Origin of the sequence: Micromonospora sp. WMMD734 (assembly GCF_049178975.1) — a bacterium.
Taxonomy (GTDB): Bacteria; Actinomycetota; Actinomycetes; order Mycobacteriales; family Micromonosporaceae; genus Micromonospora; species Micromonospora wenchangensis.
Genome location: NZ_JBMHMK010000001.1, coordinates 6,389,521 through 6,415,448, shown reverse-complemented (window position 1 = coordinate 6,415,448; position 25,928 = coordinate 6,389,521). Strand labels below are relative to the sequence as shown.

The following is a 25,928-nucleotide window of genomic DNA, read 5'->3' as shown; positions in this document are numbered from 1 at the left end:
TCCGGGTGCGGCCGGTGGTTGTCCGGCGCCCCCGGACCCGTCCCGGTCCGGAGCAGCGCCGCCGACCACGACCCTGGTACGACGGTGCACGCCGCCGCCGGTCGCGTGGACCACCGCGGCCGACCGGCCGTGACCAGCGAGAGGGGGTGCCTGCGGTGGACAGCGACCTTTTCTCCCGTCGTCGGGCCGTACGCTTCGCCCAGCTTCTCGACGAGGCCAACGGCGGCCGACGCCACCACGTCCGGTCCCGTGCCGACGACCAGCTCACCAGGCTCGTGGCGGTCGGGCAGCGACTCGTCGCCGAACGACCCGACATCCAGGTGGACGTCGAGTTCCGCGCCGGCCTGCGGGCCATGCTGGTGGCCACCGCCGAACGCGAGCACACCGCCGAGGCGGTCACCGACGGCACACCGCAGGCCACCGGCCGGGGTTCCCTGCTGGGCGGGGCGACCGCCCGACGGGCCCGGGCCCGGGGTGCCATCCTGGTCGGCATCGCGGCCGGGGCGGTCGCCGTCTCCGGCATCTCGGCCGCCAGCGAGAACGCGGTGCCGGGTGACGCCCTGTACGGCATGAAGCGCTCCACCGAACGCGCCCAGCTCGCCCTGGCCAGCTCGGACGTCAGCCGGGGGCAACTCTTCCTCGACTTCGCCCGGACCCGGCTCGACGAGGCGGCCACGCTCCGCGACGACGCGACCGGGTTCAGCGCGGTCCTCGACGACATGGACGCCGACACCCGCCAGGGCGTACGACTGCTCACCGGCGGTGCCGTGCAGCACGGCGATCCGGCGGCGCTGGACGCGGTGAACACCTTCGTCAGCGGGCAGCGCCGGGCGGTCGGTGGCCTGCTCGACGGGGCCGGCGTCGCCGAGCGGGACCGCACCCGGCAGTCCCTCGCCCTGCTCGACGCCATCCGCAAGCGCTCCGACGCGCTGCGTACCGCGCTCGCCTGCGCGCTGCCTGCCCCGGTCGGCAGCGACGCCCTCGGCCCGGTGCCCGGCACCTGCCCGACCTACCGCTGACCGGCGACGGAGCCGCACACCACAGTTCCCGCGCCGGCCGGTCGGCCACGGTCCGCGCCGGACTAGGCTCGATCACGCAGGGCCGCTCGTCGCAGGGAGGTGCCATGATGGCCGACACCCGCAGGGTCACGGTCAGCACCGACGCCCACGGGCACACCACCGGCTGGGCGGAGGCGACGGCCACCGGGCCCACGCCGACCCACTCCCGCGCCGCCGCGTTCTTCGACGTCGACAACACGATGATGCGCGGCGCGTCGATCTACTGGTTCGCCCGGGGGCTTGCCGCCCGCCGCTACTTCACCACCGGTGACCTGGCCCGGTTCGCCTGGCGGCAGGCCCGGTACCGGCTGCTGGCCACCGAGCACGCCGGCGACATGTCGCAGGCCCGGCAGGCCGCCCTCGCCTTCGTCGAGGGCTGGCGGGTCGACGCCGTCGAACGGCTCGCCGAGGAGATCTTCGACGAGTTGATGGCACCCCGGATCTGGGCCGGTACCCGTCGGCTCGCCCAACGGCACCTCGACGCCGGGCAGCGGGTCTGGCTGGTCAGCGCCGCGCCCGTGGAGATCGGCCGGGTGATCGCCGCCCGGCTCGGCCTGACCGGCGCGATCGGCACCGTCGCCGAGGTGGTCGACGGGGCCTACACCGGTCGGCTGGTGGGCGAGCTGATGCACGGGCCGGCCAAGGCCGAGGCGGTCACCCAGCTCGCCACCGTCGAAGGGCTCGACCTGCCCCGCTGCACCGCCTACAGCGACTCCTGCAACGACCTGCCGATGCTCACCACGGTGGGACGCGCGGTGGCGGTCAACCCGGACGGCGCGTTGCTGCGGGTGGCCCGGGAACGGGGCTGGGAGGTGCGGGACTTCCGCACCGGTCGCCGGGCCGCGCGGATCGCCGTACCGTCGACGGCCGCGCTCGGGCTGCTGGCCGGCGCGGTCTCCGCCGGTCGGGCGCTGCACCGACGTCGCCGCCCGGCCTGACCCGGACCGCCGCACCGCTGCCGGGGGCCGGGTTCGCCGCACCGCTGCCCCGGGGGACCGGGCCGCGCAGCACTGCCCCGGGGACCGGGCGGTCGGCGGCGTGGGCTCAGGGGCCGAACGGGTCGGGGCGGCGTTCCAGCAGCTGGTGCAGGGTCTGTTGGATGGTCTCCCGGACCTGGTCGGCGAGGTTGAACACGACGAGCGGGTCGTCCGCCGAGTCGGTCAGGTGGGCGGTCGGGATCGGCGGGCAGAACTCGATCAGCCACTTGCTCGGCAGCGGCACCATGCCCAGCGGCCCCAGCCACGGGAACGTCGGGGTGACCGGGAAGTAGGGCAGTTTGAGCAGCCGGGCCAGCGGCTTGATGTCGGCCAGCATCGGATAGATCTCCTCGCCGCCGACGATGGCGACCGGGACGATCGGGGTGCCGGTGCGCAACGCCGCCGAGACGAAGCCGCCCCGACCGAAGCGTTGCAGCTTGTAACGGTCGGAGTAGAGCTTGCCGATGCCCTTGAACCCCTCGGGGAAGACGCCGACCAGCTCACCGTTGCCGAGCAGCCGCTCGGCGTCCGGGTTGCAGGCGACCGTACCGCCGGTCTTGCGGGCCAGCTCGGAGACCACGGGCATCCGGAAGACCAGGTCCGCGCCGAGCAACCGCAGGTAGCGGTGGGCGGGATGCTGGTCGTGCAGGGCCGCGGAGAGGATCAGCGCGTCCAGGGCCACCGTGCCCGAGTGGTTGCCCACCACCAGGCCGGCGCCGTCGGCGGGCACGTGCTCCAGGCCGGTGACCTCGGTACGGAACCAGTCACGGTAGAGCAGCCGCAGCAGCGGGTGGAAGACCGCCCCGGTCAGCTCCGGGTCGAACCCGAACTCGTCCACCTCGTACTGGCCGGCCAGGCGGCGGCGCAGGAACGCCAGCCCGGAGGCGACCCGACGGTCCCACGGGTCACCGGGCCGCTCCACCCCCGGCGAGCGCCCACCCGCCGGACCGGAGGCGGCCGGACCCGGGGTGGCCGGGGTGGGACGGGGCGTCGCGGGGACGGTCGGGTCGGGGCCCGACCCGTTGCGCGAGGCGGGGGTGGGTGACGTGGTGAGCCGGCGGTGGCCGTTCTGCGCGGTCACGTACGTTCCCGGACGGCGGAGCGGACCTGCCGGATGCTCTCCAGCACCAGCTGCTCGGCGGTGGCGAGCTGGTCCGGGGTGACCACGACACCGCCGTGGTGGGCCCGGATGAAGTCGTCGAACGCCGCCGCCGTGGTGCGCGGGGTGAAGCCGTACTCCCGGGTCAGCCGGCGGGTGTCGACCACCCGGCCGTGCACGATCAGGTCGACCTGGTCGAGGCCGTAGCGGCCGAAGCCGAGGTTACGGGCGATCGCGGCGGCCCCGGACAGCCCCGGCTCCCACACCGGCACGGCCACCCGGCCGGCCCGGCGGATCGCCTGGGACAGCGAGAGCACCCCCGGCCCGGCCACGTTGTACGTCCCCGGATGGTCCTCGGCGACGGACCGGTGCAGCACCTCCAGGGCGTCGTCGAAGTGCACGAACTGGAGCCGGGGGTCCCGGCCGAAGACGGTGGGCACCACCGGCCGGGAGAAGTAGCGGGTGAGCGTGGTGTCGGCGGTGGAGCCGATGAACGGGGCGAACCGCAGCACCGTCGCGGTCACGTCGGGCCGGCGGCGGCGGAAGCCGCGCACGTACCCCTCAATGTCGAGGATGTCCCGGCCGAAACCGCCGCGCGGCACCTCGCGGGGCTCGGTCTCCTCGGTGAAGACCGCCGGGTCGCGGAAGGACGCGCCATAGGCGGCGGTCGACGACCGGACCACCAGCTTGCGCAGCCGGGGTGCCCGCTGGCAGGCGGCGAGCAGTTGCATGGTGCCGATGACGTTCTGTTCCTTCATCGCCGCCCGACCGCCCTGCTGCGGGTCGGGGGCGGTGACCAGGGCGAGGTGGACCACGGCGGCGACGTCGAGGTCGGCCAGCAGACCGCCGAGCGAGTCGAGGTCCAGCCGGATGCGTTCCACCCGGTCGAGCAGGCCGGCGAACTCGGGGCCGGGGGTGGCCGGGTCGATGCCGATCACCCGTTCGATCCGGGGGTCGGCGGCGAGCCGGGCGGCGACGTGCGCGCCGAGGTAGCGACCGACCCCGGTCACGACGACGACCCCCGGAGCACCTGGGGTGCCACCGGGGGTCATCGCGCACGCCCTGACCGGCAGGCGAGATCGAGCCGGGATGTCCGCGGCCTGATCACTGAGCCTCCGGGGGTCGACAGATGGCAAGTGGTGCCGGACGCCGGGGGTGACCCGGCGTCGGTCACTTGCCGAGACGGCGACGCTGGACGCGGGTCTTGCGCAGCAGCTTGCGGTGCTTCTTCTTAGCCATGCGCTTGCGGCGCTTCTTGACCACCGAGCCCATACGACAGCCTTTCAATGCAACGTTCGGGACGGACCCTCGGCGTCGAGATGGTGACGCCGGTGGCCGCTTACGGACAACGGACCTGGACCAGCCTGGTGGCGTCGGGGCGCACCGGCGCACGGTCAGATCGGGCTCCAGGGTAGCCGGAGAGCGTCAGCAGGACCAACGCGCCCCCGTCGATGCCCGTTACGTCGCGATCGGCGGGCTCAGGCGGTCTCCTGGAACGCCCCCCGCAGATAGTCGTGCACCGCGTGCTCGGGCACCCGGAACGACCGGCCCACCCGCACGGCGGTGAGTTCACCGCTGTGCACCAGGCGGTAGACGGTCATCTTGGAGACCCGCATCACCGAGGCGACCTCGGCGACCGTGAGGAACCTGACATCCGACAGCCGACCGTCGGAGGACTGCGACCCGGCCATGGCTCACCCGACCCATCCCATGCCCGGCGCGCGCCACCCGACGGAGCTCCCGAACGGGCCGGCAACGCGCGTGTTACCAGTACGGTAGCGGGACGGCTGTGACCTGCGCGATCCCTTCCCACAACTGACCGCGCCGCAGGCGTCGTTCACCCGGTCGTGACCCGGTGTTTCCGGGCCGGCCCGGGGCCTACTTCTTCGAGGCCAGGGCCCGGCCGAAGAAGACCAGGTTCGCGGGGCGCTCGGCGAGACGACGCATCAGGTAGCCGTACCAGTCCTCCCCGTACGGCAGGTAGGTGCGTACCGTGTAGCCCTCGCCGGCCAGCCGGGCCTGCTCCTCGGGGCGGATGCCGTACAGCATCTGGAACTCGAACTCGCCCGGCCCCCGGTCGAACCAGCGGGCCCGGTCCTCGCCGATGGCGATCAGGCGCGGGTCGTGGGTGGCCAGCATCGGGTAGCCCGCCCCGGACATCAGCACGTTGAGACAGCGCACGTACGACTTGTCGACCTCGCGGGCCGACTGGTACGCCACCGACTCCGGCTCGGCGTACGCGCCCTTGCACAGCCGGACCCGCGACCCGGCACCCGCCAGCTCCCGGCAGTCCGACTCGGTCCGCCGCAGGTACGCCTGGAGCACCGCGCCTGTCGACGGGTGGTCCTTACGCAGCTTGAGCAGCGTGTCCAGGGTCGAGTCGGTGGTGGTGTGGTCCTCCATGTCCAGGGTGACCGTGGTGCCCGCCTGGTCGGCCGCCGCGCAGATCGCCCGCGCGTTGTCGTAGGCCAACTGCTCGTCGAACCGCTGGCCGAGGGCGGAGAGCTTCACGCTCACCTCGGCGGCCGGGGCGAGCCCGGCGGCGTCGAGCGCCCGCAGCAGGGCGAGGTACTCGTCCCGGGTGGCGGTGGCCTGCTCTGCGGTGACGGTGTCCTCGCCGAGGTTGTCGAGGGTGACCCGGAGGCCGTCGGCGACGAGTTCGCGGGTGGCGCGCAACGCGTCGTCGGTGCCGGTGCCGGCGACGAACCGGCGGACGACGTCCCGGGTGAACGGGGCCGTCGCGACGAGCCGCTCGACCTGGGATGACCGGGAGGCGGCGAGGATGACGGAACGGAGCATGAGCCGAGCGTAACGCCCGGCCGTGGGACCGCGCCCGGCGGCGGGGCGGACCGGTTCCGGCCACGGCGGCGGGCCGGTTCCGGGCCGCGTCATGGGCCGGTCAGGGGACGCGCCGGTGGCGTGGATCAGTTACAACCATGAACGTGGAACGACACCCCCGCCGCCGGCTGCGGTCGGCCTCCGTGCAGCTCGGCGCGCTCACCGCGCTGGCACTCGCCCTGTCCGGCTGCAACCTCACCTCCGACGACGACGATGACGACTGCGCCCTCGGGCCGATCGGCGGCGGGGACACCGTGGCGCTCGCCATGCAGGTGCCGACCGTCGGCATCGACCCCCGGGCCGCCGCACCCGACCCGGTGGCCGGCGCGCTGCCGGAACGCGGCGGGTTCGGCACCCATCTCGCCTCCTGCGGCGGCTGACGGTGCGCCGGGAGCGGGTCACCCCCCGCCCGGACTCCGACGCGGTGATCCGTACCCAGGGCCTGGTGTACGTCGACACCGAGCTGCCCGACGGCGAGATCATGTCGTACTGGGACGAGTCCGCCGCGTACGCCTTCGACCTCGACGAGGTGCTGCGGCTGGAGGAGGCGACCGAGGAGCTGCACCGGATGTCGGTGGCCGCCGCCGAGCACGTGGTGGCCCGCAACCGGTACGCCGAGTTCGGCATCCCCGCGTGGGCGGCGCAGGCGGTCGCCAGGTCGCTGCACGAGCGCCCACCCACCCTGTACGGCCGGTTCGACCTCGCCTACGACGGCTCGTGGCCGCCGAAGCTGCTGGAGTACAACGCCGACACCCCGACCGCCCTGGTCGAGGCGAGCATCGTGCAGTGGTACTGGCTGGAGGACACCCGGCCCGACGCCGACCAGTGGAACAGCCTGCACGAGCGGCTGGTCGGGGCGTGGGCCAAGATCGGGGCCGGGCTGCACGACCGGCGGGTGCACGTGTGCTGGTCCAACGAGGAGGAGTCGGGCGAGGACCAGATCACCGCCGGCTACCTGGCCGAGACGGCCCGGCAGGCCGGGTTGGACGTGACGCTGCTGCCGATCCAGCACGTCGGCTGGGACGGCCGGCGCTTCGTCGACGCCGCCGACCGGCCGGTCACCACCTGCTTCAAGCTCTACCCGTGGGAGTGGATGCTGGCCGAGCCGTACGGCCGGCCGGCCCTGGAGCCGGGCACGCCGACCACCTGGATCGAACCGGCCTGGAAGCTGCTGCTGTCGAACAAGGCGCTGCTGGCCGTGCTCTGGGAGCTGTTCCCCGGGCACGAGTACCTGCTGCCGGCGTACCTGGACTCGCCGCGCGGGATGCCGGAGTACGTGGCGAAGCCGCTGCTCGGCCGGGAGGGTGGTTCCGTACGCATCGTGACCGGCGACACGGAGATCAGCAATCCCGGGATCTATGGCGACGAGGGTTTCTGCTATCAGGAGTTCCGGCCGTTGCCGCAGTTCGACGGGGGTCGGACGGTGCTGGGCAGCTGGATCGTCGACGGTGAGTCGGCAGGCGTCGGCATCCGGGAGAGCGAAAGTCTGATCACCGACGGTTACGCGCGCTTCCTGCCGCACTACATCGACGCGCCGCGTGCCGCGTGAGTCGACTACCGTTGGTCGGGTGAACTTCGACGCGTACGCCAGGACCGGGGTTGACCTCGTCAACGCCCACCTGGACGACCTCGACGACCTGCGGGCCCTCATTCCGGACGAGAACGCGTGGATGCGCGACGAGGTGGCCGACCGGGACCTGGCGGTCTTCCGACGGGCGCAGAAGCGGTTGCGCGACGTCTTCGAGTACGGCACCTCGGGGCGCGACGCCCAGGCGGTGGCCGAGCTGAACGCCCTGCTGGAGGCGTTCCCGGTGCAGCCGCGCATCTCCGGCCACGACTCCAGCGACTGGCACATGCACGTGACCAGCCGGGGCGCGTCGGTCAGCGCCGAATACCTGGCCGGCGCGGCGTGGGGCCTGTCGGTGTGGCTCTGCGAGTACGGCAGCGCCCGGTTCGGGGTCTGCGCCGACGAACGCTGCGGCAACGTCTACCTGGACACCTCGTCGAACTGCTGCCGCCGGTTCTGCTCGGAGCGCTGCGCCACCCGCTCCCACGTGGCCGCCCACCGCGCCCGCAAACGCGCCGCCGAACAACCCACCCTCACCCCGGTCCCCTGACCCCTCCCCCGCGCTCTCCCCCTCCCTCTCTCCCTGCCGCGCCGCCTCGGTGATCAAGAGGTTTACGTCAGTTGATCAAGAGGTTTACGTCAGATTCACGCCCGAACATGACGCAAACCTCTTGATCACCGGGGTGAAGCGGGCGGGGGGCGGGGGGCGGGGGCGGGGCGGGAGGGGGGAGAGGGCGGGGGTGGGGGTTAGGCGTTGAGGGGGGTGGGGGCGGTCAGGTGGGCTCGGGCGAAGGCGAGGGATTCGCGGAGGTCGGACTCGCGGACGGCGCGGCTCTTGGCGCCCCGGGTGGTGACCTCCACCGCGACCGAGCCGGTGAAGCCGCGTCCGGCCAGGGAACGGAGCAGTTCGGCGCAGGGTTGGGTGCCCCGGCCGGGCACCAGGTGCTCGTCGCGGCCCTCGCCGGTGCCGTCGCCGAGGTGGACGTGGGCCAGGCCGGCACCCATCCGGTCGGCCATCGCCAGCGGGTCGCTGTGCGACGCGGCGCAGTGCGACAGGTCGAGGGTGTACGCGGGGTAGCCGACCTCGGTCGGGTCCCAACCGGGCACGTACGGCACGAACTGCCGGCCGGCCATCCGCACCGGGTACATGTTCTCCACCGCGAAGTGCAGCCCGGTGAACCGGTCGGCGACGGTGTGCAGCCCGTCGGCGAAGTTGCGGGCGTAGTCGCGCTGCCAGGTGAACGGGGGGTGCACCACCACCGTGGGCGCCTCCAGCGTGTCGGCCAGCTCGGCGGCCCGGCGCAGCCGTACCCACGGGTCGGGGCTCCACACCCGCTGGGTGACCAGCAGGCAGGGGGCGTGCACCGACAGCACCGGGACGCCGTAGTGCTTGGCGAGCCCACGCAGCGCGCCGGCGTCCTGGCTGACGGCGTCGGTCCAGACCATCACCTCGACCCCGTCGTAGCCGAGTGCCGCGGCGAGCTGGAACGCCGCCGCGGTCCGCTCAGGAAAGACCGAGGAACTGGACAGGAGCACCGGGACGCGGGAAGTCACATCCCCGAGGGTAACCGGGGCCGCCACCACAGTTCCGGACGAGCAGCGGCAAAAGCCGCGCAACGACCGGCGTACGTCACATCGGTTCGAGCTGATCCAACCGTCTGAGGATGACGCCCTCACGCAGCGCCCACGGGCAGATGTCCACCGCCGGCACGTCGAGCCGGCGCAGCACCGCCTCGGCCACCACCGCCCCCGCCAGCAGCTGGTGGGCCCGGCCGGCACTCACCCCCTCCAGCTCGGGCAGTTGGGCCGGCGGGATGTGCCTGACGAACCCCAGCACCTGCCGCAGCCCCGTGCGGGTGAGGCTGCGCCGCGCCCACAGGCCGGCCGAGGAGGGGGCCGCCCCGGTCAGCCGGGCCAGCGTCCGGAACGTCTTGGAGGTGGCCACCGGGCGTTCCCAGCCCACCCCGGCCAGTTTCTCCACCACCGGGTCGAGCTGCGCGTCGACGTACTCGCGCAGTTCCTCCACGGCCTCGGCGGTCGGCGGGGTCAGCCCCGACGGGTCGACGTGCAGCCGGTCCCGGCTCAACCGGCCGGCGCCCAGCGGCAGCGACACCGCCACCTCCGGGTCCTCGTCGATGCCGGCGGCCAGCTCCAGCGAGCCGCCGCCGATGTCCATCGCCAGCAACCGCCCCGCCGACCAGCCGAACCAGCGCCGGACCGCGAGGAACGTCGCCCGCGCCTCGTCCGCCCCGGACAGCACCTCCAGCCGTACGCCGGTCTCCTCGCGGACCCGGGTCAGCACCTCGGCCGCGTTGGTGGCGTCGCGCACCGCGCTGGTCGCGAAGGCCAGCAGGTCGTCGGCGGCCAACGCGGTGGCCGACGCACGGGCCGCCCCGACCGCCTCGACCAGCGCGTCGGCGCCGGCCCGGGTGAGCGCGCCGTCGGGGCCGAGCTGCTCGGCCAGCCGCAGCACCACCTTCTCGGAGTGCGCCGCCCACGGGTGCGCGCCGTGGTGCGCGTCGACCAGTAGCAGATGCACCGTGTTGGAACCGACGTCGAGCACACCGAGCCGCATGAGAAGACCCTAGGGCCGCCACGTTTCGACGGCACGCCGGCCGGCCGGTTCACTCACGCGTACGCTGGTCCGGGTGACGAGCCAGGTGGAGCTGCACGTGCTGGTGGACGACCCGGACGACCCCCGCAGCCGGGAGGTCGGGCTGGACTTTCCCCGGGAGTGGATCGAGTTCGTCGACCCGGCCGACGAGCGGCATCTGGTGCGCGCCGACCTCACCTGGTTGCTGTCCCGCTGGACGTGTGTCTTCGGCCGGGGCTGCCACGGCATCGTCGCCGGGCGGGCCACCGACGGCTGCTGCTCACACGGCGCGTTCTTCACCGACGACGACGACGAGAAGCGGGTCCGGGCGGCCGTCAAGCGGCTCACCCCGCAGACCTGGCAGCACTTCCGCAAGGGTACGAAGAACTGGACCGCGACCGACACGATCGACGGCAAGAACCCGGCCCGGCGGACGGCCACCCGGGGCGAGGACGCCCCGTGCGTGTTCCTCAACGACGCCGACTTCCCCGGCGGGGGCGGGTGCGCGCTGCACGGCCAGGCGCTGCGCGACGGGGTGCACCCGCTGGAGTACAAGCCGGACGTCTGCTGGCAGCTGCCGATCCGTCGGGACCAGGAGTGGACCACCCGCCCCGACGACACGAAGGTGCTGGTGTCGACGCTCGCCGAGTTCGACAGGCGGGGTTGGGGCTCCGGCGGGCACGACCTGGACTGGTGGTGCACCTCGTCGACCGACGCGCACGTCGGCACCGAGCCGATGTACCTGTCGTACGGCCCGGAGCTGACCGCGCTGGTCGGCGCGCCCGCGTACGCGAAGCTGGCCGAGCTGTGCGCGGCCCGGCTGGGCCAGGGTCAGATCGCCCCGCACCCGGCCAGCCCGCAGGGGTGAACGGTGCGCCGGCCTACGGCTCGAACTTGTAGCCCAGCCCGCGCACGGTGACGATGAACCGGGGCGCGGACGGCTCCGGTTCGATCTTGGAACGCAGCCGCTTGACGTGCACGTCGAGGGTCTTGGTGTCCCCGACGTAGTCGGCTCCCCAGACCCGGTCGATGAGCTGCCCCCGGGTGAGCACCCGGCCCGCGTTGCGCAGCAGCAGCTCCAGCAGCTCGAACTCCTTGAGCGGGAGCTGCACGGCCGCCCCGTCGACGGTCACCACGTGCCGTTCGATGTCCATCCGGACCGGGCCGGCGGCCAGCGTCGGGGCACCCGACTCGGTCACCTCGGGGCTCTGCCGGCGCAGCACCGCCCGAATCCGGGCCACCAGCTCCCGGGGCGAGTACGGCTTGGTGACGTAGTCGTCGGCGCCGATCTCCAGCCCGACCACCTTGTCGATCTCGCTGTCCCGGGCGGTCACCATGATGATCGGCACGTGCGAGCGCTGCCGCAGCTGCCGGCAGACCTCCGTCCCGGACATCTCCGGGAGCATCAGGTCGAGCAGCACGATGTCCGCGCCGGTCCGGTCGAACTCGGTGAGGGCGGAGGTGCCCGTCGCGGCGACGGAGACCTCGAAACCCTCCTTGCGGAGCATGTACGACAGGGCGTCGGAGAACGACTCCTCGTCCTCGACCACCAGTACGCGGCTCAACGGGGTGTTTCCTTTCCTACGGTCAGGCCCGGCGCAGGGACGGTCGGGCCGGGCTCGATACCAGCGGACGGCAGTAGCGACTCCAGGGCGTCCGGTGGGCTGGCGGGTAGCCGGAGGGTGAACGTCGACCCCCCACCCAGGGTGCTCGCCACCTCCACCCGGCCGCCATGGTTGCTGGCGATGTGTTTGACGATGGCCAGGCCGAGGCCGGTGCCACCGGTGGCGCGGGACCGGGCCTGGTCGGCCCGGTAGAACCGTTCGAAGATCCGGTCGACGTCGGTGGGGGCGATGCCGATGCCCTGGTCGGTGACGGAGACCGTGACGTGGTCGTCGTCGGCCCGGGTGACGACCCGCACGGTGGTGTCCTCGCCGGAGTAGGTGATCGCGTTCTCCACCAGGTTGGACACGGCGGTGGCGAGCTGGCTGTCGCTGCCGTACGCGGTCAGGCCCCGCTGTCCTTCGGTGACCACCTGGACCCGGCGGGCGGTGGCCGAGGTGCGGGTCCGGTCGAGCACCTCGGCGATCACCCAGTCGACCGCGACGGGTTCCGGCGCGGGTTGCGGCTCGGCGCCCTGGAGCCGGGTCAGCTCCAGCAGCTCCTGCACCAGCCGGCCGAGCCGGGTCGACTCGTGCTGGATGCGCTCGGCGAACCGGCGGGCGGCCAGCATGTCCTCGGAGAGGTCGGGTGCCCCGTCGGCCGGCTCGGTGGCGTCGACGAGCGCCTCGGCGAGCAGTTGCAGCGCCCCGATCGGGGTCTTCAACTCGTGGCTGACGTTGGCCACGAAGTCCCGCCGGACCCGGGCGAGCCGGTGCGACTCGGTGACGTCGGCGGCTTCGACGGCGATGTACCCGCCGCCGATGCCCATCGCCCGCAGGTGCACGCCGAGCGGGTTCTCCCCGGCGTTGTCGCGGCCACGGGGCAGGTCGAGCTCGATCTCGCGGCGCACCCCGGTCCGCCGGACCTGCCCGGCGAGGGTACGGATCAGCGGGTGGGCCGCGATGGAGCCGGGGGTGGCACCGGTACGGAGCAGTCCCATCGCCCGTGCGGCCGGGTTCACCAGCACCGGAACGTCGTCCGGGCCGAGCACCACGACACCGGCGCGCAGCGAGTCGATGGTCTTGCGGCCGAGCCCGCTCAGCCCGCCGGACTGGTCGTCGGGAATCGCACGCCTCCCCAGGTCCCCGTGGGGGCCCTCGCCCCCGGACGGCGTCGCGCGACGCCGCCAGGTCTGGACGGGGCGCGCCAGCAGCAGCCCGGCGACCAGTCCGGTCACCAGGGCCACCACGATCGCCACCGCCCACTCCACCCGGCGATCGTAGGGTCATTGTTAACCTGGCTATCGCCCATAACAGGACGAACCACTCTCGCTTTGGGAGAAATTCACTCCCGGGCCCCGCGTCGTTCATCCGGGTTCATCTGGGCTCCCGTCGCCCCCGCCTACGGTGGGTTCCGCACCTGCTCAACCCGTACGCCAGCGGTCCCCCCGACCACCGGCGGCACCGACCCCAGGAAGTGACGATGCGCGACGAGTTCCGGGCCGACCTGCAGATCGTCAGCCAACTGCTGGTGGACATGGCCGACGGCGTACGCGCCGCGATGCGCCAGGCCACCCGCGGCCTGCTGACCGCCGACCGCGAGGCGTCCGAGGCCGTGATCGCGCGGGACGCCGAGATCGACGACCTCTACCAGCACGTCGAGGAGCGGGTCTGCGACCTGCTCGCCCGGCAGGCGCCGGTCGCCTCCGACCTGCGCGCGATGATCACCGCGCTGCACGTCGCGGCCGACCTGGAGCGGATGGGCGACCTGGCCGACCACGTGGCGAAGACGGCGCTGCGCCGGCATCCCTCCCCGGCGGTGCCGGCCGAGCTGCGGCCCGTCTTCACCGACATGGCCTCGGTCGCCGACCGGATGGCCGAGAAGATCGGCAAGGTGCTGGCCACCCCCGACGCCGACATCGCCGCCGAACTGGACCGCGACGACGACGTCATGGACGACCTGCACAAGAGCCTGTTCGGCATCCTGCTCGGCGACGAGTGGCCGTACGGGGTGGAGACCGCCATCGACGCCACCCTGCTCGGCCGGTTCTACGAGCGGTTCGCCGACCACGCGGTCAACGCCGGTGAGCGGGTGGTCTACCTGATCACCGGCGAGACCGCTCCCGCCGCGGGCTGACCCGCACCGCGTGAGAGAGGGCCCCGGCCCGGCGAGCTCCGCCGGGCCGGGGTCCTTCCGTCAGCTCAGCGGCCCTGGTTGGCGACCGCGGCGGCAGCCTCCTTGGCGGCGGCCGGGTCGAGGTAGGTCCCGCCCAGGGTGAGCGGGCGCAGCTGCGGGTCGAGGTCGTAGCGCAGCGGGATGCCGGTGGGGATGTTCAGCTTGGCGATCGCCTCGTCGGAGATCTGGTCGAGGTGCTTGACCAGGGCACGCAGCGAATTGCCGTGCGCCGCCACCAGCACGGTGCGGCCGGCGAGGATGTCCGGCACGATCGAGTCGTACCAGTACGGGAGCATCCGCGCCACGACGTCCTTGAGGCACTCGGTGCGCGGCATCAGCTCGGTCGGCAGCAGCGCGTAGCGCGGGTCACCGACCTGGGAGAACTCGTCGTCGTCGGCGATCGGCGGCGGCGGCGTGTCATACGAGCGACGCCAGAGCATGAACTGCTCCTCGCCGTACTCGTCGAGGGTCTGCTTCTTGTTCTTGCCCTGTAGGGCGCCGTAGTGGCGCTCGTTGAGCCGCCACGACCGACGCACCGCGATCCAGTGCCGGTCGGCGGCGTTCAGCGCCAGCTCGGCGGTGCGGATCGCCCGGCGCATCACGCTGGTGTGCACCACGTCCGGCAGCAGGCCGTGCTCGCGCAGCAGTTCGCCGCCGCGACGCGCCTCCGCCTCGCCCTTGGCCGTCAGGTCGACGTCGACCCAGCCGGTGAAGAGGTTCTTCGCGTTCCAGTCGCTCTCGCCGTGCCGCAGCAGGACCAGCGTCCCGACGGTGGGCCCCTCGCTCGCAGTCATGCCGATCATCCTGCCGCACGGCGTCCGGGGACACGCGGGCGGTGGTGGTGACGACCACCACGTGGAAAAACGGATGACCGGTGTCCGACCCCGGAACTAGGTTGTAAGGCGCTTCAAGGACAGCGGTCATTACCTGAGCGGGGGCGCGGGCGTGCGGACGGTGCGGGGTTGGTTCCGGGAGACCACAGGCGGGCTACCGAGGACCTTCTGGTACCTCTGGACGGGCACGCTGATCAACCGGCTCGGTTCGTTCGTGCTGGTCTTCCTCGCCATCTACCTGACCCAGGCCCGCCATTTCTCGGCCGCCCAGGCCGGCCTGGTGATGGGCCTGTGGGGGGTCGGCGGCGCGGTCGGCACCACCGTGGGTGGCACCCTGGTCGACCGGTGGGGACGGCGGCCCACCCTGCTCACCGCCCACCTGGGCGCGGCCACCATGATGCTGACGCTGGGCTTCGCCCGGCCGCTCTGGGCGGTCGCGGTGGGCGCACTGCTGCTCGGCACGTTCGCCGAGGCCGCCCGGCCGGCGTTCGGGGCCATGATGATCGACGTGGTGCCGGAGCGGGACCGGTTGCGCGCGTTCTCGCTCAACTACTGGGCGATCAACCTGGGCTTCGCCTGCGCCGCCGTGCTCGCCGGCCTCGCCGCCGAGGCCGGCTACCTGCTGCTGTTCGTGGTCGACGCGGCCACCACGCTGGTCACCGCGCTGATCATCTTCGTCAAGGTCGGCGAGACCCGCCGCGCCCCGGCGACCGGCGCCGTCAAGGGTGCGACGAGCGGCCCGCCCCGGGTGGGTGCGCTGCGCACCATCGCCGCCGACCGGGTGTTCCTGGGCTTCGTCGTGCTCAACCTGTTCGGCGCGCTGGTCTTCCTCCAGCACCTCTCGATGCTGCCGATCGCGATGGGCGACGCCGGTCTGTCCCCCGCCACCTACGGCTCGGTGATCGCGCTCAACGGGGTGCTGATCGTGGTGGGGCAGCTCTTCGTCCCCCGGCTGATCCGGGGACGGAGCCGGTCGCACGTGCTCGCCCTCGCCTCGGTGGTGATGGGCGTCGGCTTCGGGCTGACCGCGTTCGCCGACGCCGCCTGGTTCTTCGGGCTCACCGTGCTGATCTGGACGCTCGGCGAGATGCTCAACTCCCCGTCCAACGCCACCCTGATCGCCGAACTCTCCCCTGCCGAACTGCGCGGTCGCTACCAGGGGGTGTTCTCGCTGTCCTGGCAGGTGGCCGGGGCGGTCGCCCCGCTGCTCGGCGGGCTGGTGCGCGAACACGCCGGCAACGCCACGCTCTGGCTCGGCTGCGCCGGGATCGGCGCGGCGACCGCGCTGGCCCACCTGCTGTCCGGGCCGGCCCGGGAACGTCGGGCGGCCCGCCTGCGCCGCCCCGGGACTCCGGTCGTGCCGGTCGCCGCAGTTGCGCCGCCGGCCCCGCCGTCGGCCGAGGCCGGGGTGCGGAGCGCACCCGCCGAGCCGGTCACGGCCCGTACCCCCGCCTGAGTACGCCCACCGCCGCCGACCCCACCCCCCTGGGCTGCTTCATCGGCCCCTGCCCGCCCGCACCGACCGAACCCCACCCGACCGAATCCCACCCGACCGAATCCCACCCGACCGAACCCCACCCGGCCGGACTTCGCCTGTCAGGACGACCACCTGCCAGGACGACCATCCGGCCGGGACCGCCGGGCCCGCCCCTGCCCACCGGGATCCACCCCTGCCCGCCGGACCCGCCCCTGCCCGCCCGGATCCGATCCGCCGGAACCCCGGCGACCCGAAGTGCCGCAGGTCATCGCGTAGCTGGGCGGGGCAGACATACACCGAGCGCGTCCTTTAGACCTGATGACCTCAGCGACTCACACCGGCTTCGACGTCGGCACGAGTGCCGCCCAGCACCCACCGCCCGCCGCCCGGGTGCAGCAGCCCTCTTCGATGAGGGCTTGGGTCCTGTCGCCTGTCACGAGTCACGAGTCACGCATCACCGGTCGCCGCTCGCCCCTCGCCCCTCGCCGCTCGCCGGTCGCCGTCGCCGGTTGCCGGTTGCCGTCGCCGGTCGCCGCTCGCCCCTCGCCGGTCGCCGCTCGCCCCTCGCCGGTCGCCGCTCGCCCCTCGCCGGTCGCCGGTCGCCCCTCGCCGGTCGCCGGTCGCCGGTCGCCGGTCGCCGGTCGCCTGAATCGTTGACGACGTCAGCTCGAAAGGACGCGCTCGGGCCATCCGGTCCTCCGGGCCGAGGGCTGGAACCACGTTCCGCGACACCATGGAGCTTGCTTGCCCGGTCGGCCGAACGGGGCCGAGGAGGAGCAGGGCCGAGGAGGAGCAGGGCCGAGGAGGAGCAGGGCCGCGGAGCGACGGGGCTGCGGAGCGACGAAAGAAGCCACAACGGCAGAGCGCCCACCGGCGACCCGATGGTCGCGGTGGGCGCTCGTACCGCCTGCCCGGCGGCGGCGGGCGACCCTCACCCCCGTAAGCGTCGCCCGCTCGCGCCGCCGGTTCCCGGGTGGCACCGTCCCCCAACGGCGTGCTCCACCCGATTTGCGTCTCGCTCGGTGCACGGATCTGATCGATCCGCCGCTCCCCCGAACGTTTCCGAGCGTGACGCGGTGCAATAAAGTTAGTTCGCCCGGATTCCGGATTCAACCTTCGAGCACTGTCTCGCCGGTCACAACACCTACCGTCCCTGCTCGGTGCCGCTGCTCCGGGCTCCGTGACTGCCAACACGCGGCTACCCGGCAGCCATTCCGGTAAACCCCTCAGCCGGCTTCCCGATCGGGTGACTCGGTGCGGAAGAAATTGCTCTGCCGGCCGTTCCGCAACTGCTCCTGGAAGATCAGGTTCAGCCTGCGGCCGTCGAACGTCCGGAACCAGTCGTCCCAGCTCACCACGCGCAGCCGACGATTCTCCCGGTAACCAGGCAGGTCGAAGGTGAGCACCCCCGGCCGGCCGTTGCGCTCGGTGCCCGCAATGGTCGCCGGCTTTGCCCCCCGGGCCGCGGCCCAGTTCCGGATCACCTGGTGGTTGGTGGTCACCAGGCTCCGGCCCGGACGTTCCGGACGGTCCGCCGGAGACGTGATGACCTGCGCGGAGCGTACCGAACGGGAGGTGGACCGCCCGGTGCGGACACCGGTGGCGCGGGCGGCCTTCGCCGGCGTCGCCTTCGCCCGCGTCGCCTTCGCCGCTGCCCGCGACGCGGTGGCCTTCGCCGCCCCGGCGGTGCCCGTGCGGGCCGGCGTCTTGCGGGCCGGCGCCCGGCCGGACGGGCCGGTGCTGCGTCGGGCGGCACCGCCGGCCCGCCCCTCCGCGCGCAACGTCCGCGCGAGCGTCTTCACCAGTTCCGGCTTGCGCAACGCGGAGATCCCCGAGACCCCCCGCCGGCGCAGTTGACCCCGGATGTCGTCGACCCGCATCCGGGAGATCTCCGACTCGGAGATGCCCGGCGTGTTCGGGGTCCGGTTGCCGGCCTGACGCGTGGTCCTGGTCGCCGTCGCGCCGCGACCTGAGCTGTTCCGCTGAGCCATGACACGCTCCTCGACAGTCCGTCCTCGGCCTGCGGCGGGTCCCACACTGCCGCGCCGCAGCGCTGCGGCATACCCGTCAGGACCGGTCCGAACCACCTGACGACGGGGTGAACAGGTGGGCGAAGGCGGCCAGGTTCGCCGTCGACTCGCCCCGCTTGACCCGCCACTCCCACTCCCGGCGGATGGAACTACCGAAGCCGATCTCCAGCATCGTGTCGAAGGACTCGTCGGCGTAGCTGAGCACCGAGCCGAGCAGCCGGTCCAACTCGTCGGCGTCGACGGCCGACGGATTGACCCGCCCGGTGAGGTAGACGTCCCCGACCGCGTCGATCGAGAACGCGACCCCGTACATCCGGGCGTTGCGTTGCAGCAGCCACGCCCACAGCTCCTCACGCCGCTCGTCGGGTTGACGCATCACGAACGCCTCGACCCGCAGCGCGTGCTCACCGACGATCAGGTTGCAGATCGTCTTCAGCTTGTGGGTGCCCGGCAGGGTGACCGCGTACGAGCCCTCACCGGTGGCTTCCCAGTCCAGCTCCCGTTCGGTGCAGACCGCCTCGATCAGGGCCGCCAGCTCGCTCTTCGCGCTCATCGGACCCACTCTACGGCCGCCGTGGCCGCCCCACCCGACGACGCCGGGCGGGGCACCCCGTCACCAGGAGCCGGTGAGCGCCGGCCCGTCGGCAAGCCGGGCCGCCAACCGCTCCCGGTGCCCGGTGACCGCCTCGCCGTACACGGCGAGCAGCCCGGACACGGTGCGCTCCCAGGAGAAACTGCGGGCGTGCCGGGCAGCCCCCCGGCCCAGCGCCTCCCGGCCGGCCCGGTCGGGCAGCAACCGGGCCAGCGTACGGGCCCAGTCGCCCGGGTCGTGGCCGCGCACGAGCACGCCGCTGACCTGGTCCCGGACGGCGGTCACCAGACCACCCACGGCGGCGGCGACCACCGGTGTGCCGCAGGCCTGCGCCTCCAGGGCCACCAGCCCGAACGACTCGTTGTGCGAGGGCACCGCCACCAGGTCGGCCGCCCGGTAGAGGGCGGGCAGGTCGTCACCGGTGCGCGGCGGCAGGAAACGCACCCGGTCGGCGACCCCCAACGACCCGGCCAGCTCGATCAGCGAGGTGGGCCGGTCGAGGCCGCTGCCGCTCGGGCCGCCGCAGATCACCACGGTCACCTGGTCGGCGAGGACCGGATCGCGCTCCCGCAACGCGGCGACCGCGCGGACCAGCACGTCCGGGGCCTTCAACGGCTGGATCCGGCCGACGAACGCGACGACGTACCCATCGGTGGGCAGGCCCAGCCGGCGACGGGCGGCGCGGGTGGCGACCTCCCGGTCCCCGACGACGGGCCGGAACCGCGCCAGGTCCACCCCCGGCTCGACGACCGCCACCCGGGCCGGGTCGGCGGCGTACCTGTCGACCAGGTCGGTGGCCTCCGCCCGGGTGTTCGCGACCAGCCGGTCGGCCTCGGCGACCACCTGCTCCTCGCCGATCACCCGGGCCTTCGGCTCCGGCCGGTCGCCGGCGGCGAGCTGGGCGTTCTTCACCTTCGCCAGGGTGTGCGCGGTGTGCACCAACGGCACCCCCCAGCGCTCCTTGGCCAGCCAGCCGACCTGCCCGGAGAGCCAGTAGTGCGAGTGGATCAGGTCGTAGTGGCCCGGCGGGCGGGCCGCCTCGGCCCGCAGCACCCCGGCGGTGAAGGCACAGAGCTGACCGGGCAGTTCCTCCTTGGTCAGCCCCTCCAGCGGGCCGGAGGTGACGTGCCGGACGTGCACGCCGGGGGCCATCTCCACCACCGGGGGCAGGTCACCGGAGGTGGCCCGGGTGAAGATCTCCACCTCGACGTTCGCCTCGGCGAGCCGCCGGGCGACCTCCAGGATGTAGACGTTCATGCCACCGGCGTCACCGGTGCCCGGTTGGTGCAACGGCGAGGTGTGCACCGACAGGGTGGCGATCCGGCGGGGCCGGGGCCACGGCAGGGCACCTCGCTGACGCCCGACACCGGTGTGCTGATCCGCCACGTCCGCTCCCTCTGTCAGGGTTGATGCCGTCCCGCACGACCGGCGCTCCTCCGTCAACCTGCACGCCGGATGCAATCTTCCCCATCGGGCTTCGGAAATGCCTCGCCCCGGGCCGTGGGCGTGACGGACCTCATCACCGGACCCGGGGCGGCCGGTCCCGTCGCCAGGGTGAGAATGGCGTGATGACCTCTGTCGCGATCGTCACCGGGGCGTCCAGCGGGATCGGCGCGGCCACCGCCCGCCGGCTCGCCGCCGAGGGTTTCCACGTGCTCGCCGCCGCCCGCCGCACCGACCGGCTCGCCGCGCTGGTCGCCGAGATCGCGGCGGCCGGCGGCAGCGCCACCGCCGTGGCCTGCGACGTCACCTCGGACGAGTCGGTGGCCGGGCTGGCCCGCGCCGCCGACGACGCCCCCGGGCCGGTCACCGTCCTGGTCAACAACGCCGGCGGGGCACGCGGGCTGGACCCGGTGGAGACCGGCTCGGTCGCCGACTGGCAGTGGATGTACGACGTGAACGTGCTCGGCACGTTGCGGGTCACCCAGGCCCTGCTGCCGGCCCTGGAGCGCTCCGGCGCCGGGACGGTCGTGATGGTCTCCTCCACCGCCGGCTTCACCGTGTACGAGGGCGGCGGCGGATACAGCGCGGCCAAGCACGCGCAGACCGCCGTGGCGGGCACCCTACGGTTGGAGCTGTGCGGCCGGCCCGTCCGGGTGGTGGAGATCGACCCCGGGATGGTCCGGACGGAGGAGTTCAGCCTGAACCGCTTCGGCGGGGACGCGGCGAAGGCCGACGCCACCTACGCCGGGGTGGCGCAGCCCCTGGTGGCCGCCGACGTCGCCGAGTGCGTCGCCTGGTGCGCCACCCTCCCGCACCACGTCAACGTGGACCGGCTGGTGGTCCGCCCGCTGGCCCAGGCCGCCCAGCACAAGGTGCACCGGGTCGGGCAGTGACCCGGGATGGCTGACCGGGGCCGGCAGCGGCCGGTAGGGGTGGTGACCCGGGGAACGACGAACCCCAACCGGCTCCGCCGGGTCGACAACTGGATCGTCGAGACCTGCGGTGACCGGTTACGGGCCGCCGCCGACCCGCTGGTGGTGGACCTCGGTTACGGCGCCACCCCGGTCACCGCCGTCGAACTGCGCGACCGGCTGGCCGCCCGGGTCCGCGCCGACGTCCGGGTGGTCGGGCTGGAGATCGATCCGGTACGGGTGGCCGCCGCCGCGCCGGCCGCCGACCCGCCGGGGTTGACGTTCGCCCGGGGCGGCTTCGAACTGGCCGGGTTGCGGCCCACCGTGGTCCGGGCGTTCAACGTGCTCCGCCAGTACGACGAGCGCGAGGTCGCCGACGCCTGGCGGACGGTCACCGACCGGCTCGCCCCGGACGGGGTTCTGGTGGAGGGCACCTGCGACGAGTTGGGTCGGCTGGCCGGCTGGCTGCTGATCGACGCCACCGGCCCCCGGACGCTGACCCTGGCCGCCAAACTGACCACGCTGGAGGGCCCGGCCCAGCTGGCCGAGCGCCTACCGAAGGCGCTGATCCACCACAACGTGCCGGGTGAACGCATCCATGCCCTGCTCCGCGCCCTGGACAACGCCTGGCACGCCGCCGCCGGGCTGGCCCCGTTCGGTCCCCGCCAACGGTGGCTGACCGCCGTCGGCACCTTGCGGTCCGCCGGCTGGCCCGTCCTCGACCGCCCCCACCGCTGGCGGCACGGCGAACTCACCCTCCCCTGGCCCACCATCTCCCCCACCTGACCCCACTCCCCACCCGCACCCACCCGCGCCGCCCCGCCCGCGCCCACCCGCCCCGTTTGTGTTGATCAAGAACTTTACGTCAAATTCGATCAGCAGCCTGACGTAAATCTCTTGATCACCCGACCCACCTGCCCACCTGCCCCGCCCCAACGGGCCTCGCAGGGGTGATCAAGAGGTTTACGTCATCCAGCCGCCCGAGAATGACCCGAACCTCTTGATCACGCTCGCCGACCACCGACCACCGACCACCTCAACGCCACCCGTCCCGCCGAGGGTGGGGCCCGGCGATCAAGAGGTTTGCGTCATGGGGGCGGGCAGGGATGACGTAAAGCTCTTGATCAACACGGGCGGACACGAGCGCGGACGCGGCGCGGGGCGGGGCAGGGGGGGTCAGAGGGTGCAGTTGATGAGGACGGGTTCGGGGTGGAGGGGGACGGCGAAGCGGGTGTGCACGCCGTCGCGGATCTCCCGGGCGAGGGCGATCAGGTCGGCGGTGCGGGCGGTGCCGCTGTGGTTGGTCAGGGCCAGGGTGTGCTTGCCGGAGATGGCGGTGCCGCCCGGCCCGGGATGCCCCTTGGCGAAGCCCGCCTTGTCGATCAGCCAGGCGGCGCTGACCTTCACCAGGTCACCCGGGCAGGGCCAGGAAGGGGGCTCGCCGATGTCGGCGGCACGCTCGCGCAGCAGGTCGTACGCCGCCCGGTCGAGCACCGGGTTGGTGAAGAACGAGCCGACCGACCAGGTGTCCGGGTCGGCGGTGTCGAGCACCATGCCCTTGCCGGCGCGCAGGGTCAGCACCGTGTCCCGGGCGGCGGCCAGCGGCACCCGGTCGCCGACCTCGACGCCGAGCGAGCGGGCCAGTTCGGCGTAGCGGACCGGCCCGGACAGCGGCGAACGGTCCAGTCGGAAGTCGACCGAGAGCACCACCCAGCGGTCGCTGTACTTGAAGATGCTGCCCCGGTACGCGAAGCCGCAGTCGGCGGCGGCGACGGTGGTGAGCCGGTCCTCGGCGCGGTCGTACACCTGGACGCCGGTGATCCGTTCGGCGACCTCCTGGCCGTACGCGCCGACGTTCTGGATGGGGGTGGCGCCGGCCGAGCCGGGGATGCCGGAGAGGCACTCCAGGCCGGACCAGCCGTTGCCGACGGTGGCGGCGACGAGGTCGTCCCAGGGTTCGCCGGCTTCGACCCGTACGGTGACGGTGTCGGTGTCCTCGGCGACCACGGCGAAGCCCCGCGACCGGATCAGCACGACGGTGCCGGGGAAGCCGGCGTCCCCGACGACCACGTTGCTGCCGCCGGCGAGGACCAGCACCGGCTCGTCGCGCCGGTGCGCCTCGCGGACCCGGTGGACGATCTCGTCGGCGCTGGTGGCGGCGACGCAGCGGGCGGCGGGGCCACCGAGGCGCAGGGTGGTGTATTCCGCCAGGGCGGCCGGATCGGCGGGTTCGGCGTCCGTTGTCGGTTTGGCGTAGACGTCTGACACGCCTTTCACCCTAGGCTGAGGGGTAGCCGCGGCACCCACTGGTCGCCGGGTCACCCCGGGGAGGATTTGCGATGAGCAGACTGCACGCCACGAAGGACTTCTGGATGGGAGCGCTCCGGGTCGACGGCCCGGCGTTCGCCGCGGCCGTCGCCGAGGCCCCGCCGGAGACACCGGTGCTGTCCTGCCCGGGGTGGACGGTGGCGGACCTGACCCTGCACCTGGCCGGCCTCTACCACTGGGTGCACTCCTTCGTCGGCTCCGGGGACACCGCCCAGCCGGCCCGCCCCGACGACACCGCCGAGATGCCCGCCGGTGTGTCCCCCCTCCAGCTCTGGCAGTACCAGTACGACCAGCTGATGACCCTGTTCGACGCGCTCGACCCGGAGGCCCCGGCGTGGAACTGGGCGCCGCAGCCGAAGAAGGCCGGGTTCTGGCCCCGGCGGATGGCGCACGAGACCGCCGTGCACAGGTGGGATGCCCAGCTCGCCATCGCCGCCGGTGACCCGATCGAGGCGAAGCTCGCCGCCGACGGGGTCAGCGAGGTGCTGGACACCTGGCTGCCGTCCGGCCGTCGGCGCAACCGGGGGCAGTGGCAGGGGGTGGTGCACCTGACCGCGACCGACGCCGCCCAGGACTGGTACCTGCGGATGCGCGGCGAGGGGGTGGCCCTGCTGGACACCGCGACGGTCTTCGGGCACGACGACCACCACGCCCGGGTGCAGGTCACCGGGTCGGCGAGCGACCTGCTGCTGGCGCTGTGGGGCCGGGTCAGCTTCGACACCCTCGGCGTTGCGGGGGACCGTTCCCTGCTGGAGGGCCTGCGCGTCGGCTGACGCCCACCCGCGACCGCGCGTCGCCGTACCGAGAGCGGCCGTCCCACCCGGGACGGCCGCTCTCGGCGTTTCCGGGCGGCTGCTTCCGGCGTTGCGGTGCAGACCCCGGGACGGCCGGCCCCGGCATCCGCGACGAGGTTCGAGAGAGCGCTCTCTTGACAGGAACCCATCGACCTACCACCCTGTCGTGAGAGCGCTCTCTCATCGAGATCGAATCCGGGCCGACGATCCGCGCGGCCCGCTCATACGCAGGTCCACACCCCACCACCCGACCTGAGAGGGGTCCCGACCCATGGGTGTCATCTCCCGCCGCCGCCTCACGGCGGTCGCCCTGGTCACCGTCACCGCGTTGCTCGGCACCACCGCCTGCGGCGGCGACGACGAGGCCGCCGACGGCGGCCCGGTCACGCTGACCGTCGACGTGTTCGGCCAGTTCGGCTACGAGAAGCTCTACCGGCAGTACGAGGCCGACCACCCCGGCGTCAAGATCGTCGAGCGGGGCACCGGCGGCAACCTCGACGAGTACTCCCCCAAGCTCACCCAGTGGCTCGCCGCCGGCAAGGGCGCCGGTGACGTGGTCGCCATCGAGGAGGGGCTGCTGGTCGAGTACAAGGCAAACCCGCAGAACTTCGTCAACCTGCTCGACCACGGGGCCGCCGAGCTCAAGGGCAACTTCCTGGAGTGGAAGTGGAACGGCGGGCTGACCGCCGACGGCAAGCAGCTCATCGGCCTCGGCACCGACGTCGGCGGGATGGCGATCTGCTACCGCAAGGACCTCTTCGCCGCCGCCGGCCTGCCCACCGACCGGGAGGCCGTGTCCGAGCTCTGGCCCACCTGGCAGGACTACGTGCGGGTCGGCGAGCAGTTCACGGCGAAGAACACCGGCGCGGCCTTCCTCGACGCCGCCACCAACACCTTCAACACCATCCTGTTGCAGACCGCCGGCAACACCACCGGCTACAGCTACTACGACACCGCCGACAAGCTGGTGGTCGACAGCAACCCGGCGGTACGCCAGGCGTACGACACCACCGTCGACATCATCGACTCCGGCCTCTCCGGCCGGTACGGGGCCTGGTCGGAGGAGTGGGTGTCGGCCTTCAAGCAGGCCAAGTTCGCCACCATCGCGTGCCCGGCCTGGATGACCGGGGTGATCGAGGGCAACGCCGGCCCGGACGCCAAGGGCAAGTGGGACATCGCCCAGGTGCCCGGCAGCGGCGGCAACTGGGGCGGCTCCTACCTGGCGGTGCCGAAGCAGAGCCGGCACCAGGCCGAGGCGATCGAGCTGGCCAAGTTCCTGACCAGCGCCAAGGGCCAGATCGGCGCGTTCCAGGAGAAGGGGCCGCTGCCGTCGTCCCCGCAGGCGCTCGACGACCCGGCGATCGTCAACTCGACCAACGCGTACTTCTCCGACGCCCCGGTCGGCACGATCTTCGCCGCCGGCGCGAAGAGCCTCAAGCCGGTCTACATGGGGCCGAAGAACCAGGCCGTCCGCACCGAGGTGGAGAACGCCGTGCGCACCGTCGAACTGGGCCAGCGCAACCCCGCCCAGGGCTGGGCCGACGCCACCGCCAACGCGAAGAAGGCCGCCGCCAAGTAACCCGCCCGGGTCCGTCCGGGGGCGAGGTGGCG

The 25,928-nt window shown here is 73.1% G+C and carries 26 protein-coding genes; 12 read left to right on the top strand and 14 right to left on the bottom strand.

The genetic code is table 11. The features are described from left to right. The first annotated feature begins 155 nt into the window (after positions 1-155). Together ACN267_RS27920 and ACN267_RS27915 are read left to right on the top strand one after the other, a co-directional pair. Positions 156-1,019, top strand: a complete 864-nt coding sequence (locus ACN267_RS27920; RefSeq protein WP_421490005.1) for a DUF5667 domain-containing protein — start codon at positions 156-158, stop codon at positions 1,017-1,019. A 107-nt stretch (positions 1,020-1,126) separates the two neighbouring features. Beyond that, complete coding sequence (locus tag ACN267_RS27915; RefSeq protein WP_204958170.1) at positions 1,127-1,996, top strand: HAD family hydrolase; 870 nt, start codon at positions 1,127-1,129, stop codon at positions 1,994-1,996. A gap of 106 nt (positions 1,997-2,102) precedes the next feature. Here the strand turns inward: ACN267_RS27915 and ACN267_RS27910 are convergent, their stop codons facing one another. The 5 genes from ACN267_RS27910 to ACN267_RS27890 all read right to left on the bottom strand — a co-directional run bounded on the left by ACN267_RS27910 (position 2,103) and on the right by ACN267_RS27890 (position 5,933). Then, positions 2,103-2,957 (bottom strand): lysophospholipid acyltransferase family protein, encoded by an 855-nt coding sequence (locus ACN267_RS27910; RefSeq protein WP_204958169.1) that lies wholly within the window; start codon positions 2,955-2,957, stop codon positions 2,103-2,105. A gap of 155 nt (positions 2,958-3,112) precedes the next feature. After that, positions 3,113-4,186: an NAD-dependent epimerase/dehydratase family protein gene (locus ACN267_RS27905; RefSeq protein WP_204957612.1), complete on the bottom strand. Its 1,074-nt coding sequence runs from the start codon at positions 4,184-4,186 to the stop codon at positions 3,113-3,115. A gap of 118 nt (positions 4,187-4,304) precedes the next feature. Next, positions 4,305-4,406: a 30S ribosomal protein bS22 gene (locus ACN267_RS27900; protein ID WP_007465623.1), complete on the bottom strand. Its 102-nt coding sequence runs from the start codon at positions 4,404-4,406 to the stop codon at positions 4,305-4,307. A gap of 206 nt (positions 4,407-4,612) precedes the next feature. Next, positions 4,613-4,825 carry a helix-turn-helix domain-containing protein gene (locus tag ACN267_RS27895; protein WP_088646105.1) on the bottom strand — a complete coding sequence of 71 codons (213 nt, stop codon included), beginning with the start codon at positions 4,823-4,825 and terminating at the stop codon, positions 4,613-4,615. A gap of 187 nt (positions 4,826-5,012) precedes the next feature. Then, positions 5,013-5,933 (bottom strand): proline dehydrogenase family protein, encoded by a 921-nt coding sequence (locus ACN267_RS27890; RefSeq protein WP_204957611.1) that lies wholly within the window; start codon positions 5,931-5,933, stop codon positions 5,013-5,015. Between the two features lie 143 nt (positions 5,934-6,076). On the opposite strand from ACN267_RS27890, the gene ACN267_RS27885 reads away from it, so the two are divergent. The 3 genes from ACN267_RS27885 to ACN267_RS27875 are packed head-to-tail and all read left to right on the top strand — an operon-like array spanning position 6,077 to position 8,089. Further along, the gene (locus tag ACN267_RS27885; protein WP_281902590.1) at positions 6,077-6,352 is read left to right on the top strand and encodes a hypothetical protein; all 276 of its coding nucleotides are present in this window, start codon (positions 6,077-6,079) and stop codon (positions 6,350-6,352) included. Between the two features lie 2 nt (positions 6,353-6,354). Beyond that, the gene (locus ACN267_RS27880) at positions 6,355-7,521 is read left to right on the top strand and encodes a glutathionylspermidine synthase family protein (protein ID WP_421490004.1); all 1,167 of its coding nucleotides are present in this window, start codon (positions 6,355-6,357) and stop codon (positions 7,519-7,521) included. A 19-nt stretch (positions 7,522-7,540) separates the two neighbouring features. Continuing rightward, positions 7,541-8,089 carry a CGNR zinc finger domain-containing protein gene (locus tag ACN267_RS27875; protein WP_088646103.1) on the top strand — a complete coding sequence of 183 codons (549 nt, stop codon included), beginning with the start codon at positions 7,541-7,543 and terminating at the stop codon, positions 8,087-8,089. A gap of 197 nt (positions 8,090-8,286) precedes the next feature. On the opposite strand, the gene ACN267_RS27870 is transcribed toward ACN267_RS27875, so the two are convergent. Both ACN267_RS27870 and ACN267_RS27865 read right to left on the bottom strand, forming a co-directional pair. Next, positions 8,287-9,093, bottom strand: a complete 807-nt coding sequence (locus ACN267_RS27870) for a sugar phosphate isomerase/epimerase family protein (protein ID WP_204957608.1) — start codon at positions 9,091-9,093, stop codon at positions 8,287-8,289. Positions 9,094-9,169: 76 nt separating this feature from the next. Then, positions 9,170-10,114, bottom strand: a complete 945-nt coding sequence (locus tag ACN267_RS27865) for a Ppx/GppA phosphatase family protein (protein WP_204957607.1) — start codon at positions 10,112-10,114, stop codon at positions 9,170-9,172. A 73-nt stretch (positions 10,115-10,187) separates the two neighbouring features. Here ACN267_RS27865 and ACN267_RS27860 point away from each other — a divergent pair, with 73 nt between their 5' ends. Beyond that, positions 10,188-11,000, top strand: a complete 813-nt coding sequence (locus ACN267_RS27860) for a hypothetical protein (RefSeq protein ID WP_204957606.1) — start codon at positions 10,188-10,190, stop codon at positions 10,998-11,000. A gap of 13 nt (positions 11,001-11,013) precedes the next feature. Here the strand turns inward: ACN267_RS27860 and ACN267_RS27855 are convergent, their stop codons facing one another. Together ACN267_RS27855 and ACN267_RS27850 are read right to left on the bottom strand one after the other, a co-directional pair. Then, positions 11,014-11,697 carry a response regulator transcription factor gene (locus ACN267_RS27855; RefSeq protein WP_067314784.1) on the bottom strand — a complete coding sequence of 228 codons (684 nt, stop codon included), beginning with the start codon at positions 11,695-11,697 and terminating at the stop codon, positions 11,014-11,016. Then, positions 11,694-13,004, bottom strand: a complete 1,311-nt coding sequence (locus tag ACN267_RS27850; RefSeq protein WP_281902579.1) for a sensor histidine kinase — start codon at positions 13,002-13,004, stop codon at positions 11,694-11,696. Before ACN267_RS27850 ends, ACN267_RS27855 begins: the two co-directional genes overlap by 4 nt. 212 nt (positions 13,005-13,216) lie before the next feature. Here ACN267_RS27850 and phoU point away from each other — a divergent pair, with 212 nt between their 5' ends. Continuing rightward, positions 13,217-13,870 (top strand): phosphate signaling complex protein PhoU, encoded by a 654-nt coding sequence (gene phoU, locus ACN267_RS27845; protein WP_421490003.1) that lies wholly within the window; start codon positions 13,217-13,219, stop codon positions 13,868-13,870. A 65-nt stretch (positions 13,871-13,935) separates the two neighbouring features. Here phoU and ACN267_RS27840 read toward each other — a convergent pair whose 3' ends face one another. Then, positions 13,936-14,703 carry a phosphoglyceromutase gene (locus ACN267_RS27840; RefSeq protein WP_421490002.1) on the bottom strand — a complete coding sequence of 256 codons (768 nt, stop codon included), beginning with the start codon at positions 14,701-14,703 and terminating at the stop codon, positions 13,936-13,938. A 151-nt stretch (positions 14,704-14,854) separates the two neighbouring features. Here ACN267_RS27840 and ACN267_RS27835 point away from each other — a divergent pair, with 151 nt between their 5' ends. Beyond that, positions 14,855-16,198 (top strand): MDR family MFS transporter, encoded by a 1,344-nt coding sequence (locus ACN267_RS27835; protein WP_421490001.1) that lies wholly within the window; start codon positions 14,855-14,857, stop codon positions 16,196-16,198. A 1,247-nt stretch (positions 16,199-17,445) separates the two neighbouring features. On the opposite strand, the gene ACN267_RS27830 is transcribed toward ACN267_RS27835, so the two are convergent. The 3 genes from ACN267_RS27830 to mshA all read right to left on the bottom strand — a co-directional run bounded on the left by ACN267_RS27830 (position 17,446) and on the right by mshA (position 20,227). Then, the gene (locus tag ACN267_RS27830) at positions 17,446-18,210 is read right to left on the bottom strand and encodes a hypothetical protein (RefSeq protein ID WP_281902573.1); all 765 of its coding nucleotides are present in this window, start codon (positions 18,208-18,210) and stop codon (positions 17,446-17,448) included. A 76-nt stretch (positions 18,211-18,286) separates the two neighbouring features. Next, positions 18,287-18,802: a YbjN domain-containing protein gene (locus tag ACN267_RS27825; protein WP_204957601.1), complete on the bottom strand. Its 516-nt coding sequence runs from the start codon at positions 18,800-18,802 to the stop codon at positions 18,287-18,289. A 60-nt stretch (positions 18,803-18,862) separates the two neighbouring features. After that, positions 18,863-20,227 carry a D-inositol-3-phosphate glycosyltransferase gene (mshA, locus tag ACN267_RS27820; protein ID WP_281902571.1) on the bottom strand — a complete coding sequence of 455 codons (1,365 nt, stop codon included), beginning with the start codon at positions 20,225-20,227 and terminating at the stop codon, positions 18,863-18,865. Positions 20,228-20,409: 182 nt separating this feature from the next. On the opposite strand from mshA, the gene ACN267_RS27815 reads away from it, so the two are divergent. Together ACN267_RS27815 and ACN267_RS27810 are read left to right on the top strand one after the other, a co-directional pair. Next, a complete protein-coding gene (locus tag ACN267_RS27815; RefSeq protein WP_421490000.1) occupies positions 20,410-21,177 on the top strand; it encodes an SDR family oxidoreductase in 768 nt (255 codons plus the stop codon). A gap of 6 nt (positions 21,178-21,183) precedes the next feature. Beyond that, a complete protein-coding gene (locus tag ACN267_RS27810) occupies positions 21,184-21,981 on the top strand; it encodes a class I SAM-dependent methyltransferase (protein ID WP_421489999.1) in 798 nt (265 codons plus the stop codon). 390 nt (positions 21,982-22,371) lie between these two features. Here the strand turns inward: ACN267_RS27810 and ACN267_RS27805 are convergent, their stop codons facing one another. Continuing rightward, the gene (locus tag ACN267_RS27805; protein WP_204957597.1) at positions 22,372-23,463 is read right to left on the bottom strand and encodes a UDP-N-acetylmuramate dehydrogenase; all 1,092 of its coding nucleotides are present in this window, start codon (positions 23,461-23,463) and stop codon (positions 22,372-22,374) included. A 71-nt stretch (positions 23,464-23,534) separates the two neighbouring features. Between ACN267_RS27805 and ACN267_RS27800 the strand changes: the two genes are divergently transcribed. Both ACN267_RS27800 and ACN267_RS27795 read left to right on the top strand, forming a co-directional pair. Then, complete coding sequence (locus ACN267_RS27800) at positions 23,535-24,296, top strand: maleylpyruvate isomerase family mycothiol-dependent enzyme (protein WP_421489998.1); 762 nt, start codon at positions 23,535-23,537, stop codon at positions 24,294-24,296. Positions 24,297-24,588: 292 nt separating this feature from the next. Beyond that, positions 24,589-25,896 (top strand): ABC transporter substrate-binding protein, encoded by a 1,308-nt coding sequence (locus ACN267_RS27795; protein WP_421489997.1) that lies wholly within the window; start codon positions 24,589-24,591, stop codon positions 25,894-25,896. Positions 25,897-25,928: the final 32 nt, after the last annotated feature.